The organism is Pseudomonas sp. FG47 (assembly GCF_057809115.1).
Window position 1 is genome coordinate 86,829 of the sequence record NZ_JBMDJI010000007.1, and the last position, 19,452, is coordinate 106,280.

General features: G+C 65.0%; 20 protein-coding genes. 8 read left to right on the plus strand and 12 right to left on the minus strand.

All coding sequences use genetic code 11. The features are described from left to right. Positions 1 to 145 precede the first annotated feature (145 nt). Together ACODS5_RS08610 and ACODS5_RS08615 are read left to right on the plus strand one after the other, a co-directional pair. Positions 146 to 493: an HPF/RaiA family ribosome-associated protein gene (locus tag ACODS5_RS08610; RefSeq protein ID WP_134691200.1), complete on the plus strand. Its 348-nt coding sequence runs from the start codon at positions 146 to 148 to the stop codon at positions 491 to 493. Between the two features lie 130 nt (positions 494 to 623). Then, positions 624 to 923 carry a DUF3509 domain-containing protein gene (locus ACODS5_RS08615; RefSeq protein WP_489108404.1) on the plus strand — a complete coding sequence of 100 codons (300 nt, stop codon included), beginning with the start codon at positions 624 to 626 and terminating at the stop codon, positions 921 to 923. A gap of 3 nt (positions 924 to 926) precedes the next feature. Here ACODS5_RS08615 and ACODS5_RS08620 read toward each other — a convergent pair whose 3' ends face one another. After that, positions 927 to 1,397 (minus strand): phosphate-starvation-inducible protein PsiE, encoded by a 471-nt coding sequence (locus ACODS5_RS08620; RefSeq protein ID WP_489108405.1) that lies wholly within the window; start codon positions 1,395 to 1,397, stop codon positions 927 to 929. Positions 1,398 to 1,616: 219 nt separating this feature from the next. On the opposite strand from ACODS5_RS08620, the gene ACODS5_RS08625 reads away from it, so the two are divergent. After that, a complete protein-coding gene (locus ACODS5_RS08625) occupies positions 1,617 to 1,880 on the plus strand; it encodes a YebG family protein (protein WP_134691204.1) in 264 nt (87 codons plus the stop codon). 78 nt (positions 1,881 to 1,958) lie between these two features. Here the strand turns inward: ACODS5_RS08625 and ACODS5_RS08630 are convergent, their stop codons facing one another. Then, entirely contained in the window at positions 1,959 to 2,978 is a 1,020-nt protein-coding gene (locus ACODS5_RS08630) for a Leu/Phe/Val dehydrogenase (RefSeq protein ID WP_134691206.1), read from the minus strand. Between the two features lie 123 nt (positions 2,979 to 3,101). Between ACODS5_RS08630 and ACODS5_RS08635 the strand changes: the two genes are divergently transcribed. Continuing rightward, complete coding sequence (locus tag ACODS5_RS08635; RefSeq protein ID WP_110700615.1) at positions 3,102 to 3,908, plus strand: SirB1 family protein; 807 nt, start codon at positions 3,102 to 3,104, stop codon at positions 3,906 to 3,908. Here the strand turns inward: ACODS5_RS08635 and ACODS5_RS08640 are convergent. From ACODS5_RS08640 to hmgA, 4 genes are all read right to left on the minus strand, one after another. Continuing rightward, positions 3,897 to 5,246, minus strand: coding sequence for an MFS transporter (locus tag ACODS5_RS08640; protein WP_489108406.1), 1,350 nt, complete (start codon positions 5,244 to 5,246; stop codon positions 3,897 to 3,899). The two genes, ACODS5_RS08635 and ACODS5_RS08640, sit on opposite strands and share 12 nt — an antisense overlap. Positions 5,247 to 5,396: 150 nt before the next feature. Further along, on the minus strand, positions 5,397 to 6,026 hold the full coding sequence (gene maiA, locus ACODS5_RS08645) for a maleylacetoacetate isomerase (RefSeq protein WP_134691209.1): 630 nt from the start codon (positions 6,024 to 6,026) through the stop codon (positions 5,397 to 5,399). Positions 6,027 to 6,039: 13 nt separating this feature from the next. Next, positions 6,040 to 7,332 (minus strand): fumarylacetoacetase, encoded by a 1,293-nt coding sequence (fahA, locus tag ACODS5_RS08650; RefSeq protein WP_134691211.1) that lies wholly within the window; start codon positions 7,330 to 7,332, stop codon positions 6,040 to 6,042. A gap of 3 nt (positions 7,333 to 7,335) precedes the next feature. Continuing rightward, positions 7,336 to 8,637 (minus strand): homogentisate 1,2-dioxygenase, encoded by a 1,302-nt coding sequence (gene hmgA, locus ACODS5_RS08655; protein WP_134691213.1) that lies wholly within the window; start codon positions 8,635 to 8,637, stop codon positions 7,336 to 7,338. 190 nt (positions 8,638 to 8,827) lie between these two features. Between hmgA and ACODS5_RS08660 the strand changes: the two genes are divergently transcribed. Continuing rightward, a complete protein-coding gene (locus ACODS5_RS08660; protein WP_134691215.1) occupies positions 8,828 to 9,610 on the plus strand; it encodes an IclR family transcriptional regulator in 783 nt (260 codons plus the stop codon). A gap of 38 nt (positions 9,611 to 9,648) precedes the next feature. Here ACODS5_RS08660 and ACODS5_RS08665 read toward each other — a convergent pair whose 3' ends face one another. From ACODS5_RS08665 to ACODS5_RS08685, 5 genes are all read right to left on the minus strand, one after another. Next, positions 9,649 to 12,801, minus strand: coding sequence for a hypothetical protein (locus ACODS5_RS08665; RefSeq protein WP_489108407.1), 3,153 nt, complete (start codon positions 12,799 to 12,801; stop codon positions 9,649 to 9,651). A gap of 392 nt (positions 12,802 to 13,193) precedes the next feature. After that, the gene (locus tag ACODS5_RS08670) at positions 13,194 to 14,108 is read right to left on the minus strand and encodes an SDR family oxidoreductase (RefSeq protein ID WP_489108408.1); all 915 of its coding nucleotides are present in this window, start codon (positions 14,106 to 14,108) and stop codon (positions 13,194 to 13,196) included. Between the two features lie 116 nt (positions 14,109 to 14,224). After that, positions 14,225 to 15,130, minus strand: a complete 906-nt coding sequence (locus ACODS5_RS08675; RefSeq protein WP_134691273.1) for an alpha/beta fold hydrolase — start codon at positions 15,128 to 15,130, stop codon at positions 14,225 to 14,227. A gap of 172 nt (positions 15,131 to 15,302) precedes the next feature. After that, positions 15,303 to 15,989, minus strand: a complete 687-nt coding sequence (locus ACODS5_RS08680) for an LrgB family protein (protein WP_134691221.1) — start codon at positions 15,987 to 15,989, stop codon at positions 15,303 to 15,305. Further along, positions 15,979 to 16,365 (minus strand): CidA/LrgA family protein, encoded by a 387-nt coding sequence (locus ACODS5_RS08685; protein ID WP_134691223.1) that lies wholly within the window; start codon positions 16,363 to 16,365, stop codon positions 15,979 to 15,981. Before ACODS5_RS08685 ends, ACODS5_RS08680 begins: the two co-directional genes overlap by 11 nt. Before the next feature lie 100 nt (positions 16,366 to 16,465). On the opposite strand from ACODS5_RS08685, the gene ACODS5_RS08690 reads away from it, so the two are divergent. Continuing rightward, positions 16,466 to 17,353, plus strand: coding sequence for a LysR family transcriptional regulator (locus ACODS5_RS08690; protein WP_134691225.1), 888 nt, complete (start codon positions 16,466 to 16,468; stop codon positions 17,351 to 17,353). 50 nt (positions 17,354 to 17,403) lie between these two features. Here the strand turns inward: ACODS5_RS08690 and ACODS5_RS08695 are convergent, their stop codons facing one another. Further along, entirely contained in the window at positions 17,404 to 17,859 is a 456-nt protein-coding gene (locus tag ACODS5_RS08695; protein ID WP_134691227.1) for a flavodoxin, read from the minus strand. Between the two features lie 194 nt (positions 17,860 to 18,053). On the opposite strand from ACODS5_RS08695, the gene ACODS5_RS08700 reads away from it, so the two are divergent. Both ACODS5_RS08700 and ACODS5_RS08705 read left to right on the plus strand, forming a co-directional pair. After that, complete coding sequence (locus ACODS5_RS08700) at positions 18,054 to 18,677, plus strand: hypothetical protein (protein WP_489108409.1); 624 nt, start codon at positions 18,054 to 18,056, stop codon at positions 18,675 to 18,677. A gap of 148 nt (positions 18,678 to 18,825) precedes the next feature. After that, a complete protein-coding gene (locus tag ACODS5_RS08705; protein ID WP_134691231.1) occupies positions 18,826 to 19,395 on the plus strand; it encodes a putative antibiotic biosynthesis monooxygenase in 570 nt (189 codons plus the stop codon). Positions 19,396 to 19,452: the final 57 nt, after the last annotated feature.

Below are 19,452 nucleotides of genomic sequence, written 5' to 3' on the forward strand. Positions count from 1 at the left end.
CTTTTTGCAACAGGAAATTTTTCTTCGACAGGGGCTTGAATTCGCCGCGCCGATGCCTGACCTTAGAGTCAAGAGGCGCAGAAAACCCAACGCCCTCAGTGGCCTAGGCACGCCTCTCGCGAGCAAGCTGAATAAGGATTGAATCATGCAAATCCAGGTCAACAGCAGCAACCACATCGAAGGCAACATCCGTCTCGACCAATGGGTGCGCAGCACCCTGCAAAGCAGCCTCGAACGCTACGAGGACGACCTCACCCGCATCGAGGTCCACCTGCGCGACGAGAACGGCGCCAAGCCCGGCCCGCATGACAAGCGCTGCCAGATGGAGGCTCGCCCCAAAGGCCACCAACCGATTTCCGTGACCCATACCGCCGCCTCGCTCGACCAGGCGGTCGACGGCGCCGCCAGCAAGTTGAACCACGCCCTGGAACACTTCTACGGCAAGCTGCGCAGCAAGCGCGGTGCCCTGGAACTGAGTGATCCGGACGCCTGATCCAAACGGCTGTCACACACAAACGCCCGGCCTTGCGCCGGGCGTTTTCGCAGGTCGCCGATCAACGGCCCTGAACCAACCTCGAGCGCGCCCGGTCAATCTGTGCAGTCATTCAAGGCAGAACCCGACCATGAACAATCCTTTCGACCAGATCAGCGCCGCCTTCGCGCCTGAGTATCGCGTCAACCTCAGCATCGAGCGCCTGGACGGCAGCATCATGCTGACCCTGTCGGACGACAGCGGCGTGGTCGCCAAGCGTCTGATCAGCCAAGCCCAGCGCAACGACCCGACGCGCCTGCGCCGGGTCATCGACAGCATCCGCCTGGGGCTGGCCATCGAGCTTGGCCAGAACCCCGTGGAAGTGCTGGCCGCACTGGCCCGCAGCCAGCACGGCGAACGCCGCTTGCCCAACGCAGGCGTGGCCAACTGAGGGTCACTTGCCCTCGTCCACGTCCTTGCCACTGGCATCCAGCGCCTTGGTCGACGGGTAGCGGTACGAGGCATAGCGCACCACCAGGATGGCGAAGGCCAGCAACAGGATGCCACCGCACACGTACAACAAGCCGACATCCGGCGCCTTGTGGTGCGAAACATCGCCGATCAGCAGGCGGGTCAACGCGGTGATCGCCACATACAGCAGGAAGCGAATCGGCATGTGGTTGGTCTTGAAGTAGATCCCCACCATCGCCCCCAGCTCCAGGTAGATGAACAGCAGCAGGATGTCGTCGACGCTGACCCCGCCCTTGCCCAGCATGTCCAGGAAAGTCACCACCGCCGCATAGGCGGTGATCGCGCCAATGCCGAACAGCGCCAGGTAGTGGAAGGCCTCCACGCACAGGTTGCCCAGCGAGTCGGCCGAGCCATGCAGGCCCTTGCGCAGTTTTTCTGCCCATTTGATGTTCACGATGTTCGATATCCCCGATACGGCTGAAGGTCTTGTGGCATGCAGTTAAAGGGCCAGGCCCTTGCCTTGGAAGGCGGCCGATTGCCGCAGGGCACCTGTGGGCTACGCTGTTTTCAGCATAAAAGGCCATCATTGAGGTTGCAGGACGATGGCTTGAGCCTGTACTGTATAAAAATACAGTTGTTAGCCAACCCAACCAAAAAGGCACAGAGGTGATGAATGGCCGTCGAAGTGGTGTACCGCAGCAGCCGCGACCCGGAGCGCTTGTTCATGGATAAGGCCGAAGCAGACCGTCACGACAAGATGCTCGAGCTGGCCGAGCGCCTGGCCGAGGTGCTGCACAAGGCGGTGCCGTCGCTGAGCGAACAGCAGGTCGAGGAGGCCGGTATCTACATGGCCAAGAACCGCGATGTCTTCGCCCGTGCGTTCAAGAGCCAGCCCGATGCACTGTCGGAGCTGCTCGAAGGCGGCGCGGTGGAATGACGCCATCGCGGGGCAAGCCAGCAAGGCCCGCATCCATGGAAAATCTCGTGGGAGCGGGCTTGCCCCGCGAAATGGCTTTCAGCCGTACAGCAGTCTTTCCGCCAGCATCTGCGCCACCCGCGCTGGCGAACGCTTCTCCGCCTGGGCATGGGCAAACACTTCGGTCAGCCGCGAAGGTATCCGCGCCAGATGCGCGGTAATGGTTCCCAGCCCCTCGCCCCGATGGGTGAGCGCCACATAGATCAACCCACCAGCATTGATCACATAGTCCGGCGCATACAGGATGCCCCGGTTCTCCAACTGGTCGGCCACTTGCAGCGTGGTCAACTGGTTGTTCGCCGACCCCGCCACTGCCGCGCAACGCAGTTGCATCACACTCTGCCCGTTCAACACCGGTCCAACGCCACACGGCGCAAAGATGTCGCACGGCGTGCTGAGCAAGGCTTCATGGGCCACTGGGTGGGCATTTAGCTGCTCCACCGCCAGGCGCACCTTGCCGGCATCCAAGTCGCTCACCAACAGCTCGGCGCCCGCCGCATGCAGTTGCTCGGCCAGCGCATAGCCGACGTTGCCCAACCCTTGCACCGCCACTCGTAGCCCCTCCAGGTTGTCACTGCCAAGCCTTGCCATGGAGGTGGCGCGGATGCCGGCGAACACGCCCAGCGCCGCATGGGGCGATGGATCGCCCGAGGCGGTGGTACTGGTGACGTAGGGGGTGGCCTGGGCGATGCAGTCCATGTCGAGGGTCGAGGTGCCACTATCCACTGCCGTGATGAAACGCCCCTGAAGCGTGTCGACGAAACGCCCGAACGCCTCGAACAGCGCTGCACGGTTTTCCACATGCGGATTGCGCACGATCACCGCCTTGCCGCCGCCCATCGGCAGGCCAGCCAAGGCCGCCTTGTAGCTCATCCCCTGGGCCAGGCGGATGGCATCCGTCATGGCACTCTCGTCGTCGGCATAGGGCAGGTAGCGACAGCCACCCATGGCCGGGCCCAGTTGTTGGCTGTGAATCGCCACCACGGCCTTCAAGCCCGTGGGTGGGTCGATGAACAGGTGCAGTGACTGAGTGCGGGTGCTTTGCATGAGCGCGAACATCGACGGGCTCCCCCGAGAGGTGCTGCTACCAGTATAAACAGGTCAAGGCTGCACACCGCGCGGGCGGACCACTGGACGAAAAGCCGCGCCAGGGCTACAAGTTAAGCGTGATGGAGAAGCCCCATGAACCCACGCCAAGCCTGCCTGGCCTGCCTGGAACGCGAGCCGGTCGCCCTGCTGGAAGCCGCCCTGTGGATCGCCGCGGAGCATGATCGCACTGTCGAGCCCGCGGCCAGCCTGGCCCGGCTGCATGAGCTGCAACGCGAAGTCAGCACCAGCCTGCCGATGCTGCCGGTCAACGAACTGGCCCAGCCCTTGCTGCGCCAGCTCAACGCACTGGGCTACCAGCAGGATGAATATCACCCACTGCGCCCACACGTGGCCCTGATGGATAAGGTACTGCAGCGCCGCCGTGGCCAGCCGCTGCTGCTGGCGATCCTCGCCCTTGAACTGGCTCGCCGCCTGTCGATCCCCCTGGAGGGTGTGAACTTTCCCGGCCACTTCCTGCTGCGGGTGCCCGGCGCCGACCACCTGCTCGACCCCTGTGGCGGCCGCCGCCTGTACCCCAACGACTGCCGCGAACTGCTCGCTCGCCAGTTCGGCCCACAGCTGCCGCTGACCGCCGAGCACCTGCGCAGCGCCTCGCCGATGCAGATGCTCCAGCGCCTGTCGCGCAACCTTCGCCAGTTGCATATCAGCAACGACAACGACCTCGCGGCGCTGATCGATGCCGAGCGGGTCATGCAACTGGGCCCGGTGCAGGTCGGCGACTACCTGGCGCGGGCCACGCTGTACCAGCACCTGGACTGCCCCCAGGCAGAGCGCTTCGACCTGGAGCACGCCCTGCTGCTGACCGACGACCCGGTGCAGCGCCTGAAACTCACCGAACGCCTCGGCCAGTTGCCCAACGGCAAACGCTCAATCCACTAAAGCCTGGCCCTTGACCGTCGCTTCGCGCGGCCGCGGCGCGCGTACCCGGCTGATCAGCAGCGCGCCGAGCAGCGCCGGCACGGCGCAGAAGAAGAAAATTTGCTCCACTGGCATGTGCAAGGTCAGCAGCAGGCTGCCAAGCAAAGGTCCGAGGATCGAGCCGAAGCGCCCGACGCCCAGAGCCCAGCCTGTGCCGGTGGCGCGCACCTGGGCCGGATAGAAGTTGCTGACGAAGGCATTGAGCGTCAACTGCCCACCGATGATGCAGAAGCCGGCGGCGAACACACTGGGCACCAGCCAGCGTGGGTCGTCATGGTTGACGCCGACCAGCACGCTGAACAGCGCCGCCCCCAGCAGCACGCCGGCCAGCAGGTGGGCCTTGTTGGCCATGCGGTCGGCGCACCAGGCCAGGCACACCGCGCCGAAGGTGCCGGCGAACAGGAACAGCGAAGTCACCAGGTTGGCCTGGTTCAGCGCCAGCCCGCTTTCCTGCAGCAGCGACGGCAGCCAGCTGATCATGAAGTACAACAGGATCAAACTGACAAAGAAGGTGCTCCACAGCAGCAGCGTGGGCCAGGCGAACCCCTCGCGAAACAGCGCCACCACGGTGAGCTTGCTGTCAGCCGGCTCGTCGCTGGCGATGCGCGCCGCCGGCACCTGCCAGCCCGGCAGCAGGCGAGCGGTGACCCGCTGCAGCCGCGCATAGGGCGGGGCGTCGCGCAGCAGGCGCGGCAGCGACTCGGGCAGGAACAGCGCCAGGAACGGGAATAGCAGCAAGGGCGCCACGCCGCCGGCGAGGAACACTGCCTGCCAGCCGTAATGATCGATGAAGCCCGCGGCGACGAAGCCCCCAGCAGCGCCACCCAGCGAGAAACCGCAGGCCGCCAGGGTGACCATCAAGGTGCGCAGGCGGGGCGGCGCATAGTCGGCCATCAGCGCCATGGCGCTGGGCATCGCGCCGCCCATGCCGATACCGCAGAGAAAGCGCGCCAGCATCAGGCTGTCGAGGGAAGTGGCGAACACCATCAGCAGCGTCAGGCTGGCGTACAGCAGCACGCAGCACAGCAGCACCCGGCGCACGCCGAAGCGGTCGGCCAGTGGCGTCACCGCCAGCGAACCGACCGTCAGCCCCAGCAGGTTGGCGCTGAACACCGGCCCGAAAGCGGCCTTTTCCAGGCCCCAGTCCTGGGCCAGCGCGGGAATCACGTAGCCCAGTACCTGGGCGTCATAACCATCGGTGACCAACAGCAGGATCAACAGCAGCAGCAGGCGCCACTGGTAGGGTGACACCGGGCGCGCGTCTAGCGCCGCGCGAAAGCTGGCTATCTGGTTGTGCATCGCAAGGTACCTGTCTTTTATTTTTATGTCATTGGGTCGCGATGGTAGTTGTAGGAGCCGGCTTGCCGGCGAACCAGGCACCACGGTGCATGGCACCGGCCGTGCCGGTGTTCGCCGGCAAGCCGGCTCCTACAGAGTCCGCGCATGCGGTCAGTTGGGGGTGTCGGGCTGCCTCGCCGGGTGGGCTTTCTGGAAGGCCGGGTGTTGCTCGGCCAGGGCGGCCACCCGGCGAATGCGCGGGTAGCCACCGAGGTCGATGTTGAAACGCTCGGCCGCGTACAGCTGCGGGATCAGGTAGACGTCGGCCACGCCGGGCGTCGCCCCGAAGCAGAAGCCGTCATCGCCGATCAGTTGCTCCACCGCCGCCAGCCCCTGGCTGATCCAGTGGCCGATCCACTGGTTGACCTGGGCCTCGTCGTGCCCCAACTGACGCAGCTGGTTGAGCACGCTGACGTTGTGCAACGGGTGGATATCGCAGCCGATGATCGCCGCCACGCCGCGCACCCTGGCCCGGGCTTCGGGCGCACTGGGCAGCAGTGGCGTTTGCGGGAAGGCTTCCTCCAGGTATTCGATGATCGCCGGCGACTGCACCAGCAACTCGCCAGCGTCAGTACGCAGGGCCGGCACCCGCCCTTGCGGGTTGAGCGCCAGGTAGTCCGCGCCGCGCTGCTCGCCCTTGAGCAAGTTCACAGGCAGGGCCTGATAATCCAGGCCCTTGAGTGCCAGGGCAATGCGTACTCGATACGATGAAGTGGAACGGTAGTAGGTGAACAGTTCCATTGCCCTGCCCTCCTCAGTTGGCGGCGACGACAGTGCCACGGCACTCGCCGAAGCCGATGCTGGCCACGCCGTCGCGCACGCAACGGGCGCGCAGGATTAGCTCGTCGCCGTCCTCGAGGAACTTGCGCACCTCGCCGCTGGCCAGTTCCACCGGGTGCTTGCCGCCCTCGGTGATCTCCAGCAGGCTGCCGAACGAGCCCGGCGCCGCGCCCGACAGGGTGCCCGAGCCGAACAGGTCGCCCGGCTGCAACTGGCAACCGTTGACGCTGTGGTGGGCGACCATCTGTGCCACGGTCCAGTACATGCTGCGGGTGTTGCTCAGGGTCAGGCGCTGGGCCGGCAGGTTCTGCTCGCGCATGCGCGCGGTCAGCAGCAGCACTTCCAGCTCGATATCGAAAGCACCGCCAGCCTGGTCGCGCGCGTCCAGCAGGTACGACAGCGGCTGCGGGTCACCCTCGGCACGCGCCGGCTGGGCGCAGCGGAATGGCTCCAGGGCCTCGGCGGTGACCACCCAAGGCGAGACGCTGGTAATGAAGCTCTTGGACAGGAACGGGCCCAGCGGCTGGTATTCCCAAGCCTGGATATCGCGTGCCGACCAGTCGTTGAGCAAGCAATAGCCGGCCACGTGCTCGGCGGCGTCGCCGATCGCGATCGCCTGGCCCATCTCGTTACCCTGGCCAATCCAGATACCCAGCTCCAGTTCGTAGTCCAGGCGCGCGCAGGGACCGAAGCTCGGCTCGGTCTGGCCGGCCGGCAGGGTCTGGCCCTTGGGGCGGCGCACGTCGGTGCCGGACGGGCGAATGGTCGAGGCGCGGCCGTGGTAGCCGATCGGCACGTACTTGTAGTTGGGCAACAGCGGGTTGTCCGGGCGGAACAGCTTGCCGACGTTCTTGGCGTGCTCGATGCCGACGTAGAAGTCGGTGTAGTCACCGATCTTCGCCGGCAGGTGCAGCTCGCATTCGCTGGCCGGATGCAGGGCGGCTTTCAGCGCGCCCTGGTGCTCGCTACCTTCGCCCAGCAGCGCCAGCAGGCGCTCGCGCAGGGCCACGCGGGCCGTGCGGCCGAGGGCGAAGAAGGCGTTCAGCGCGCCACCGACGGTGGCCTCGACGGCGGCCTTGGCCGCGCCGTCGAACAGGCCGGCGGCCAGCACCGCTTCAAGGTCGAGGATGGCGTCGCCGATGGCCACGCCACAACGCGGTGCCTGGCCTGGCCGGCTGAAGATGCCCAGCGGCAGGTTCTGCAGCGGGAAGTCGCGGTGCCCGTTGGCGTGCTCGACCCAGCTACGGGCAATGGCGGTGTGGTTCATCGGTTATCTCCGGTTCGGGTTGAAGGTGCTCGGCAAGGTGGCCCAGCAACTATCGTAGTCGGCCTGCAGTTGCGGGCTTTCGAGGGCCTGAAGGCTCGGGCGCAGCACTTGGCTGGTCTCGAACATGAAAGCCATGGTGTTGTCGATCTTGTGCGGTGCCAGGTCGGCGGCGATGGCCTTGTCGCAGGTTTCGGCGTCCGGGCCATGGGCGCTCATCACCCCATGCAGCGAGGCGCCACCGGGCAGGAAGCCTTCGGCCTTGGCATCGTAGGCGCCCTGGATCAGGCCCATGAACTCGTTCATCAGGTTGCGGTGGAACCATGGTGGACGGAAGGTGTTCTCGGCCACCATCCAGCGCGGCGGAAAGATCACGAAGTCCATGTTGGCCATGCCATGCACGCTGGTCGGCGAAGTCAGCACGGTGAAGATCGACGGATCGGGGTGGTCGAAGCTGACCGTGCCAATGGTGTTGAAGCGGCGCAGGTCGTATTTGTACGGCACGTTGCTGCCGTGCCAGGCGACCACGTCCAGCGGCGAATGTTGCAGCTCGCAGCCCCAGTGCTCGCCGAGGAACTTCTGCACCAGCTGGACGGGGCCTGTGGCCTCTTCGTAATGCGCCACCGGGGTGAGGAAGTCCCGCGGGTTGGCCAGGCCGTTGCTGCCGATCGGGCCGAGGTCTGGGATACGTAGCGGCGCGCCGTGGTTCTCGGCGATATAGCCGCGGGCCTGGGCGTCGAGCAGTTCGACACGGAATTTCATGCCGCGCGGAATCACCGCGATTTCCAGCGGCTCGACCTCGAGCACACCCAGTTCGGTGGCGATGCGCAGGCGCCCGTGCTCGGGCACCAGCAGCAGTTCACCGTCGGCGTTGAAAAACACCCGCTCCATGGAGCGGTTGGCGCGGTAGATATAGATGCTCACGCCCGCCGGTTTTTCCGACGCCGAGTTGGCCACCATCGGCAGCCAGCCATCGATGAAATCGGTGGGCTCGGCCGGCATCGGCTGGGGACTCCAGCGCAGGCGGTTGGGATTGACCGGGCCCAGGGCGCCGGTCAGCGGTTGGCGCGCCAGGCGCTCGAAGCGCGGGTGCAGCGCCGAGGGGCGGATGCGGTACAACCAGGTGCGACGCAGCTCGCTGCGGGTCATGGTGAACGCGGTGCCCGACAGCAGTTCGGCATACAGCCCATAGGGCGCCTGCTGCGGCGAGTTCTGTCCCACCGGCAAGGCGCCCGGCAAGGCTTCGCTGGCGAATTCGTTGCCGAAGCCGCTCAAGTACTGAAGTTCAAGGGATGTAGCGCGGGTCATCGGTGCCTCCGGGCTGCTGGGAGCCGTTGCGGGCAGCTGGCTGCGAGCCCGATCCTGAAACCGGCACCTAGGGCGGCAGCGCGTCTGCATTGTTTTTATCGTAATCAGATTACGAATAACGTAATTTGCTCCTGCACGGGCGTCAAGCTATAAAGGCGCCACCCTGTAAAATCCGCATAGAAGCCCCCCCATGGCCAAAGCCAGCAGCAGCGCCGACAACGGCAAACAAAAGGTCCGTTCGGCGGAAGTCGGCACCGACATCCTCAAGGCCCTGGCCGAGCTCTCCCCGTCCACCTCGCTGTCGCGCCTGGCCGAGCATGTACAGATGCCGGCGAGCAAGGTCCACCGCTACCTGCAGGCACTGATCGCCAGCGGCTTCGCCGAGCAGGACCCGGCCACCAATCACTACGGACTGGGCCGCGAGGCATTGCGGGTAGGCATGGCGGCGCTGGGCAGCATCGATGTGCTCAAGGTCGCGGCATTGCCACTGTCGCAGCTGCGTGACGAGCTCAACGAAAGCTGCTTCATCGCGGTATGGGGTAACCAGGGTGCGACCGTGGTCAGCATCGAACCGGCGGTGCGCGCGGTGACGGTGGTGACCCAGATCGGCTCGGTGCTGCCACTGCTCAGTTCGTCCACCGGGTTGGTGTTCGCCGCGCACCTGCCAGAGCGGGAAACCGTGGAGCTGCGCGATCGGGAACTGGCGGCGCTGAAGCACGGCGCCGATGCCTATACGCCATTGCTTGCGCAGATCCGCCAGCGCGGCCTGCACCATGTGCATGGTTTGCTGATGCCTGGGGTGGATGCGTTGTCCGCGCCCATCTTCAACGCCATGGGCCAGGTCGCCGCGGTGATGACCGTGGTCGGGCCGACGTCGATCTTCCATGCCGACGAGCAAGGGCCGGCAGCGCAACGCCTGCTGGCGGCGACAGGGGCTGTCAGCAGGCGGATGGGGCATGAGGCAGCGTCCTGATCGGTTCAACAGCCCATTACCGCTGCTCGTACCTCACTTCAATGCATGAGGCGCACCTGGTGCTGCTGGTTAACAGACAATTGCGTGAACCACTTCAGCTCTTGCTTGAATTCACCATAAAGCTGCTTGGTCGGGAGGCGTCCGGCATCCAGCAACACATCATGCTTCTCGTACATCGTCTTGAGCGTCTGGTATTGCTGCTTGAGCCATAGACTCAGCGTGGATGAAGGCCCGGGGAACAGGGACGACCAGAGTTTGCTGCCTTGGTCGAATAGCCGGTTACCGTAGACCTTCAGCACGTCGGTGAGCCCTGGCAGGTTGCCGACGCCTTTGAGCAGCGCGAGCAGGGCCACGGTCTTGTCGCCATCGCGTAGCGCCACGAGGCTATTGTAGAACCCGACCCCAGCCTTGATGAAGCCCAACACGACACGCGCGGGCGGGAAGGCCAAGGATACGACATCCGCCACCAGGCCGACCAGCCACAACACTTCCTGGGTAATGCGCCTCGCCGCACTGTAGGCGTCACGTTGCGCCTCAGCCAACAGGCGCTTGATGCGCTGGCGCAAGGCTACCGACAGGTCGCGGATGTTGTACAGCACTTGCAACGACTGGACGATTCTGAAGTCCCCCGTCTCGCCCGAGTCATCGTCGACGTCATCATTGCGCACATCCTCGTTCAATTCGCGGATCAGCAGTTCATCATCAACCGTGACGTGTTCGTAGACCCACTCCTGCATGGCGTCGCCACGCCATTGCTCGACGAAATCACCGACCGTGTACAGGTAGCCGCCTTGCGGCCCATCGCTGAGATAGATCAATGTGCCCTGGGCCTGTGACGATTGCAGCAGGTACCCACCGACCACGCCGGCACCATTGATTTTCAGCTCAGCCAGGCGGCAGTCCTCAACGAAGCTGCCCTGGTGAAAACGCATGCAGACCGGTGTCAGCCAGCCGGCATGCGCGCTGCTAAGGCGCCCGCTCTGCAGCGCCAGCAGACTATCCCGTTGAATTTTCATGCCCGTAATATGGCGGTGTAGCGCCAAAGGCCTGGATTGAGCGTCCCCCTCTGGGTCGAGGTAACTGCGGCGAATCATGGCACAGTAGCCCTCACCCAACTTGGCGGCGCGGATGTAGCCATCGATGGCCTGGACATCCAAGTGCGACAAGTCCTGGCCAACGCTGGAAGAGATCCGGGCGAAATCCTTGAAGTTGAAATCTGCCGGGTATCCAGTGGCCACCACGTGGGTCAACGACTGGCGTACGCCATCCTCCAACTCGACCAGCACGGTATCGGCATCGATCCACCCGCCTGGGTTGCCTGGGTAGCGGTTGATGCGCTCGCTGACTTGGTCACGGGCATAGGCCATGAAGGTCTGGACCTCGGCAACCACCTGATAATCGGTCATGAGCACGCGCAGTTCGTGATCGAGATCCACAACGCGTCGTTGCAGGGCCTCGTCCGGCTTGCCGCGCACCGGCGGTCGAACGGGTTCAAGATCGTCGACAATCTTCAGCACCCTCAGGTCCGTCCAATGCTGGAGCAGTTGCTCCCAACCCTCAATGTCTCGCGCATGCACAGTGATCGTCTCGTGGGACCATTCTTGCGGCAGCCTGGCAATCTGCCGCAGATACCGGGTCAACGCCGGGCGCTGGGCGTGCTGGACATGCTCGACAAGGTAGTCGCGCCCATTCGGGGTCGCGGTCAGTGCGCCCAGTGCGAAACTCAATTGCCCGCAAGAGTTGAACGCCTGGACATCGCCCGCCGGCGACCCCGGTGCATACAGCACATGGATATCGTCGTTATACAGATACAGGTGATCGGTCAGCAGCATTTCACCATTGATGGCCAACCATGCCACATTGACCGTGCCCGCATAGGACGGCTGCATAGCCTGCTCGAACAAGGCGATGGCCCGGCGGTCGATGCCCTGGAAGTCCGCGGCCTGCCAGGCAAGTTGCAGCCTTGCCTGCAGCGCCTTGCCCAATAGGTGCTTGATCCAATCGCTTGCATAGGCTTGCTCGACCTGCTCGACGTAACCCTGTTGTAGCTGCAGCTCATCGGCAAGCGTCGAGACGCCACCCTGCCCCAGGGCACCACGCAACTCCTCATGCTGGATCGTCACGCTCAAGCGCTCACCGTGGTAGGCACCACCACAGACCCACTCGAGCAGTGACACCACTTGCAGCGGCGCATCCGGGGTGAAGTCATGGGTGATATGCAATTGCACATCATCGGCTGCCAACGCTGGAAAACCTTGATCGGTCAACCAAAGGCCGATACGACGACCGGCATAGTCATGGAAATCGCCAGTCCCCGATTGCTGGGCCAACTGCGCCTCAGCCTCGCCCACCGCTTGCGCGAGCGACGCGAGCTGCTCGGCCTCGGCGTGCGACAGGTTGCGCAACCAATCCGGCGACAGATCCGTGCGCAACGCGCCCATGACCTCAACCACACTCCCCTGCAATTGCTCGAACCAGGCGTCGAGGGTCACAGCGGCTTCACCTGTTTGCTCGGCCGCCAGGGCCTTGATGACCAACTGGCGTTGCAACCAGCGCATCGCGTCGACCAGGAAGGTCTCGAGGGGCACCGCCAACGGCGTCAACCTCAGCTCGACGGCATCAGCGTGCGCTAACACCCCGCGCGCTTGCTCAGAGAGCGCCTGCTGCCAGCAACCGTCAGTGCGCAGGTAGGCGAGCAGCGAGTCAGCCATGCGTGGAAGCGTATCGAACCAGACCGACGCCCCCACGCCATGGAGAATAAACGGTTCCTCATCATCGAACTGGCTGTGGCGCAGCGCGAGGAAGCCCGGCACAGGTACCTCCTCACCCGCGTCTGTCACCAGAGAAACAGACGCGACCGACGGATCAGCATCCGGCAGCAAGGCCTCTATGTCAGCTCTCGGGGCGCCCCGGCGCAGGGCGCGGGCACGTACCTGCAGCGTCAACAACGCTCGCAGTTGTTCAGCTACCCCTGCAGACTCCTGCCCCCACCACTGGTCAGCGGCCGACTGCCATTGGTCATCCAGCCAGCGCGCGGGCTCGTCAATAGGCGCATCACGCGGTGGCAGCCCCGGCGCCAGGGCCATTCGCGCCTGTAGCAACAGGGTCAAGACGATAAATGCACTCAGCACCTGTTGATCAGCGACCGGCGAAACGGCAGAAGGGACGGCAAGGGGGAAATGTGAACTCATGACTTCTATCTCAATGCAATGTAAGAAATTGCACAGTGCAGAAATCAGAAAACCCAGAGCGGATGGAAAGGCTCGCGCAGGAACCTACACTCCCCTAGGAAGGAACCACGAACAACGCGTCGGTGAACGCGGAAAACCTTGGGGATTATCACGGTTGATGTAACAGAGAATGTCAAAAGCAGGTATTTTTCCCGCAGAACAATGTGCCTATTCTTACCTCGTTGGTTCGGCACGAAGGGCTCTCCCCCCCGCCTTTCGAGCCACCAAGGTTCACCGACGTTGATTTTGAAGCTCCTTGATCTAACGTCTCGATTGGCCGCTGCGGATGCAGCGGCCTTTTTTATTAGTGCAGGATTCGCAAAATCGGCGCAGGGTTCAGCGCCGTGCATGCATCAACCCAACGGATACTTCTGCAGGTTCGCCATCATCTGCTGCATGGCCTGCAAGCTGTCCTGCGGATGCTGCGCCCCATCGAAATCGCCGATTCGCGACCAGTTGTCCGCCACCTGCTCGGGGGTGAAGCCTTCGCGCGGGTCGAAGCCCACGCCCTGGCTGCGCTCCCAGCGCACCTTGCCGACCCAGCCACCGCCCACCTCGTACAACTCCCCCGTGTCCTGGCACTGGTCGCTGCCCAGATACACCACCAGCGGGCTGATCAGCTCCGGGCGCAACCGCTCGAACACCTGCGGCGCAATCAAGCCTTCGGTCATGCGCGTGCCACCTGTGGGGGCAATGGCATTGACCAGCACCCCGTACTTGCGCCCCTCGATCGCCAGGGTGCGGGTCAACCCATACAGGCCGAGCTTGGCCATGCCATAGTTGGCCTGGCCGAAGTTGCCGTAGATACCCGAAGTCGACGAGGTGAAGATCACCCGCCCCCAATGTTGTTCGCGCAGGTGTGGCCAGGCGGCATGAGTGACCTTGTAGGCGCCCTCCACATGCACCCGGTAGACCAGCTCCCAGTCGCTGTCGTCCATCTTGTGGAAGGTCTTGTCGCGCAGGATGCCGGCATTGTTCACCAGCACATCGACCCGGCCGAAGCTGTCCAGGGCCTGCTCGACGATACGCGCGCCGTCGGTGACCGAATCGTGGTTGGCCACCGCCGTGCCGCCGGCGGCGCGGATTTCCTCCACCACGCGGTCGGCCGCCGAGGCATTGGCACCCTCGCCATGGGTGCTGCCGCCCAGGTCGTTGACCACCACCCGCGCACCATGGGCGGCGAACAGCAGTGCATGGGCCCGGCCCAGGCCACCGCCAGCCCCCGTAACGATCACCACTCGGTCTTGCAGGTTCACCGGCTCGCTCATGCTCAAGGCTCCAGGCACAGAAAGGATGCTGCACAGTCTCCGCCCGCCGCCCGGGCCGGGCAATCAAGCCCACCCTGGCGAATGCCGGGCGATAACGCCCGGCGATGATCACCCGCTCACGACCAGGCGACCTTCAGCGGCACATAACTCATGGGTTGCTCACGAAAGGCCAGGTAGTGCCGCAGCACCTGCACCGGCGCCTCGGTATGCGGGTAATGGCCGATGCCCTGCAGCAGCACGGTATCCGGGGCTGGCACCACCTGGCGGTAGCGCTCGACCATGTGCGCCCCGGACAGCGGGTCGACCGCGCCATTGATGAAACGCAGCGGCACGCCCCCGCCCTGCATCGCCGCCACCCAGCGCTCGCGCTGCGCGCGGCGCTCGGGCAGGAAGGCGATCAGCTTGTGCAGGATGCGCGGGCCACGGTTCGAGGCGATCAGGCTCCAGTAGTCGTCCAGCGCGCTTTCGCTGGGGTGGGTGCAGGGGCCATAGACCTGGGTGACGTTGCGCACCAGGTCGTCGCGGCCGAACGAGCGCCCCACCAGCCAGCCGACGCGGCTGAGCAGCAGTTTCTGGATCAGCAGCACCCGGCAGCTTTCGGGGAACAGCCCGCTGTTGAGGAACACGCAACTGGCCACGGCCAGGCGTTGTTCATAGTGGCGCGCCAGCAGTTCCTGGGCGACGCTGCCGCCATAATCATGGGCCAGCACATGCACCGGCTGGTCGATGCGCAGGTGCGCCAGCAACGCCTGCTGCAGGTCGGCCTGCTCCAGCAGGCTGTAGTCGTGGTCGGCCGGTTTCGCCGAATCGCCGAAACCGAGCATGTCGCAGGCGATCACGCGAAACCGCTGGGTGAGCGGCCCCCACAGATAGTGCCAATCCCAACTGGCGGTGGGGAAACCATGCAGTAATAGCAGGGGCTCTCCCTGCCCTGCCGTCCAGTAACGGATGCTCTGGCCGCGGAAGGTGAAACCTTGGCTGCGGGTGCGCCAGACGCACAATGGAATCTCGGCCAGTGGCATCACGATCGTCCCGCGCAGTGGTGTTCGATACAGGGCAAGGTTGCGTTCATGGTTGGCACCTCGGCACATGCATGTGCTCTTCATGTCGAGGCTGAGTCTAGAAGCCAATACGAAGGTGATAGGTCGCCTTGGCAGCCAGCCTGATGACCGAGCGAGTCAGTGGCACGAACGGTCAGAGCAGCATCACCAGCAGGGGCGCGGCGAACAAGTTGAGCAACCCAGTCAGGACCATCACCAGCCCGGCCACCGAGCCCTCCTCACGGCCGACCTCCCGCGCCCGGCTGACGCCCGCGCCGTGGGCGCCCACACCAAACAGCGCACCCCGCGCCAGCGGCGTGCGCAGCGGCAGCCAGCGCAGCAGGATGCCGCCGAACATCGCCCCGAGCACACCGGTGAACATCACGAACACGGCGGTCAGTTCCGGCACGCCGCCCAGGTCCTGCGCCACCGGCATGGCGAACGGCGTGGTGATCGAGCGCGGCACCAGCGACAGGCTGACCGCCTCGTCCAGCGCCAGCAGGTGGGCCAGGGCCCAGGAACTGCCGATCGACACCACGCTGCCAGCCAGCATGCCCACCAGCAGCGCCGGCCAATGCCGCGCCAGCAATGCCCGCTGCTGCCAGATCGGCACGGCGAAGGCTACTGTCACCGGGCCCAGTACGCCCATCAGCCAGTGGGTGTTGCGGGCGTATTCGGCGTAGGCGGTATGCAGCGGCACCGCCACCGCCAACAGCAGCGCCGGTACCAGGATCAACGGCGACAGCAGGTAGCGCCCGCTGCGCCGGTAAAGCCAGCGGCTGCCAAGATAAGCGGCCAGGGTCAGCGCCAGCCAGAACAACGGCATCGGTTCAAGGCTCATGACGCAAGCTCCAGCGGCACACCAGCTCGACGGTCACAGCGGTGACCACCATCACCAGCAAGGTGCTCACGGCGATCACCAGCAGGATGCGCCAGCCTTCGCTACGCAACAGGCTGCCATAATCGAGCAGGCTCATCAGCGCGGGGATGAAGAACAGCAGCATCTCGGCCATCAGCCAACCGGCACCGAGTTGCAGCATGGCCGGCTTGAGCACGCCGCTGGCGAACAGCAGCAGCAACAGCGCCAGGCCCATCACGCCACCGGGGATTGGCCAGCCAAGCCAGGCGGCGAGTTGGCCGCCGATCAGGAACAGCGCCAACAGCGCCACCAGCTCAGCGAGCAGGCGCAGGGTTTTCTTCAGTAATGCAGGATTCATGGGCGGGGGTTCCTCGACAACGTGCCCATTGTAAAAGTCGACCTCCCAGGCCAGAAGCGAATTGTTAGACTGGAAGCCATTCCAAAACGGAATCCAGCCCATGGAATTCAAACAACTGCGCAGCTTCATCGAGGTCGTTCATCGCGGCGGCTTCACCCAGGCGGCGGGCGCCCTGCATATCAGCCAGTCGGCGGTGAGCAAGCAGGTAGCCCAGCTGGAACAGGACATCGGCTACCCCTTGCTGGAGCGCCAGGGCTCGCAACTGCACCTGACCGCCGCCGGGCGGATCGTCGTGGAGCGCGGCGAAGCCTTGCTGCGCCAGCGCCAGGAACTGCTCAACGAGCTGGATGACCTTAGCCACCTAGCCCGTGGCGAACTGCGCCTGGGCCTGCCACTGCTGGGCAGTGACGCCCTGTTCGCCGGTTTGTTCGCCGAGTATCGGCGCCGCTACCCGAACATCTCGATCCAGTTGCTCGAAGGTGGCAGCCGGATGGTCGAGCAGGCGGTGAAAAGCGGCGAGCTTGAGCTCGGTGGCAGCCTGACCCCGAGCGACCCAGCGTTCGACTACCAGCCATTTTGCAACGAGCCACTGGAGGTTTTGCTGCCGGCGGCGCATGCCCTGGCCGGGCAAGCAGAGGTGGCGCTGGCGCAACTGGCCGACACGCCGTTTTTGCTCTATCAGCGCAGCTTCGTGCTCAATGACCGCTTGCTCAGCGCCTGCCAACAGGTGGGGTTCACGCCCAAGGAAGGCGGGCGCAGTGGCCAGGCGGACTTTCTCGCAGCGCTAGTGGCGGCCGGGCAAGGCGTGGTGCTGCTGCCGGCCATCGTCGCCCGCGCGCTGGAGCGCCCCGGGGTGGTGCGCCTGCCGCTGCGGGCGCCGGATTACCTGCGCTGGGACATCGCCTTCATCTGGCGGCGCGGGGCCTACCTGTCACGGGCGGCGCAGGCGTGGCTGGCGCTCTTGGCTGAAACACGCCCATCCCTGTAGGAGCCGGCTTGCCGGCGAACCTGGCAACGCGATGGGAGCGGGTACCGACCTCAGCCCTTGAGCGTCGCCACCAATTCGCCCAGCCACGGCTCGGCATCGGTCTCCGGGGTCACGGTCTCGCTGGCGTCCAGGCGCAGCATCGGCAGCACCTCGCGCACCCCCAGCTCGGCAAACAGTTCGCGCATCTGCTCGCCGCCGCCGCAGTAGGTGTCGCCATAGCTGGAATCGCCCAAGCCGATCACCGCCCCCGGCAACCCGCGCCAAGCGGCCGGCAGCACGTCGCGAATGGTGCTGTACAGCGGCATCAGGCTGTCGGGCAATTCACCCATGCCCGTGGTCGAGGTCACCGCCAACAAGGCGTCCGGGGCAAAACCCTCGATATCCTGCAGGGTGGCGCGGGCGGCGTGCCAGGCCTCGAGGCCCGCGGCCTTGAGCAAGGATTCGGCATGGCGAGCGACTTCTTCGGCGGTGCCATACACCGAACCGGAAATAATGGCGACTTTCATCGAGCGGGATTCCGAAACTGAGTGAAAACGTAGGATACTAGCACTCGACAGTGGCAAAAGGCCGCCTACGGCCAAAGTCACAGGCATTCGTCCGGATGCATTGCCCGCCGACGAATGGCCGGAACGAAGCGTATTGGCCAGTGTCCACCGCCGTGAAGAAATCGCCCTTATCGATCGCCCCTTCGAGTTCGACCATGCAAGCAGACGCCCTCCTCTCCCAGGACGAGCTGGATTTCATCCAGGACATGCAGCATTCGCCCCAGCTGAACCTGGCCGACCCGATGTCGAGCCTGCTGGTCAACGGCGACCGTCGTCTCAAGGACTTGCTCACCCGCCTGGTGGCCAACGAGCAGGTGACGCTGCAGGCCAGCTTCAACAACCAGCAACTGAGCTTCCCCCTGCAACTGGTCGAGGACGAATTCCACGCCTTGCACCTGCAACTGGGCTCGCCAGACATCTACGAAGACGGCCCGATGCTGCGGCCCTGGCGCCTGTCGCTGGAGCAGCCGGCGGCGCTGCTGGACGACCACGGCCAGGCCAGCGACCTGTGGGTACGCGACATTTCCTTCAAGGGCGTGCTGCTGGAGGTGCGCGGCGGCGCCAAGGCGCCTGCGCAATTCGACCTGCGCTTCGCCGCCGAGGACATCCCGCCCATCGGCCTGCACGGCACCTTGCGCCGACGCATCGGCCCGCGACTAGCCGCCTACGACCTGACCCAGACCCCGGCCGAAGAGGTCGAGCGCCTGCGCGAGTACATTCTCCAAGCCCACCGCCAAGCCCACCCCGAGCTGCACGCCCAGGCCCCCAGCGTACTCTGACGACCACCTGGCGGTTGAAACTGACCGGTCATGATCGATCGGCGATAATCCGCGCCCGATTCTTGCATGCATGCCTGCGCCGCCCACCACCCCGGGCCGCACGCCAAGGGGCCGGCTACCCGCCAGCCCCGTCGCCAGGAGATACACGATGTCTACCCCCGTCACCCTGATGGTGTCGCGCCGCGCCGCCCATGGCCGCTACCAGGACCTGCTGGCCTGGCTGCACGAAGGCGAGCAACTGGCCACCGACTTCCCCGGCTATCTCGGCTCGGGCATCCTCGCGCCACCGGCCGAGGGCGATGAGTTCCAGATCATCTTCCGCTTCACCAACGAACAGACCCTGCACGCCTGGGAGCACTCCGCCTCCCGTCGCGCCTGGCTGCAACGCGGCGACGGCCTGTTCGAGCGCCCCAAAGAGAGGCGCGTCAGCGGTATCGACGACTGGTTTGGCACCAATCCGGTGCAAAAACCGCCACGCTGGAAGCAGGCCACGGCCATCTGGCTGGCGTTCTTCCCGGTGTCCTTGCTGTTCAACTTGTTGTTCGGCCACTGGCTGGCGCCGCTCGACCTGGTGCCCCGTGTGCTGCTCAGCACCCTGGCCCTGACACCGCTGATGGTCTACCTGTTCATCCCGCTGTCCACCCGCCTGCTGGCCCCTTGGCTGAACGCCGCGCCGCGCACCGTCGACGAGCGCCCGCAGGGCCTGCGCAGCCGCTGAGGCCAAGGCTCGCAAGGCGGTTGAGTTCGGGTATGCTGGGGCATCACGCACGCACAG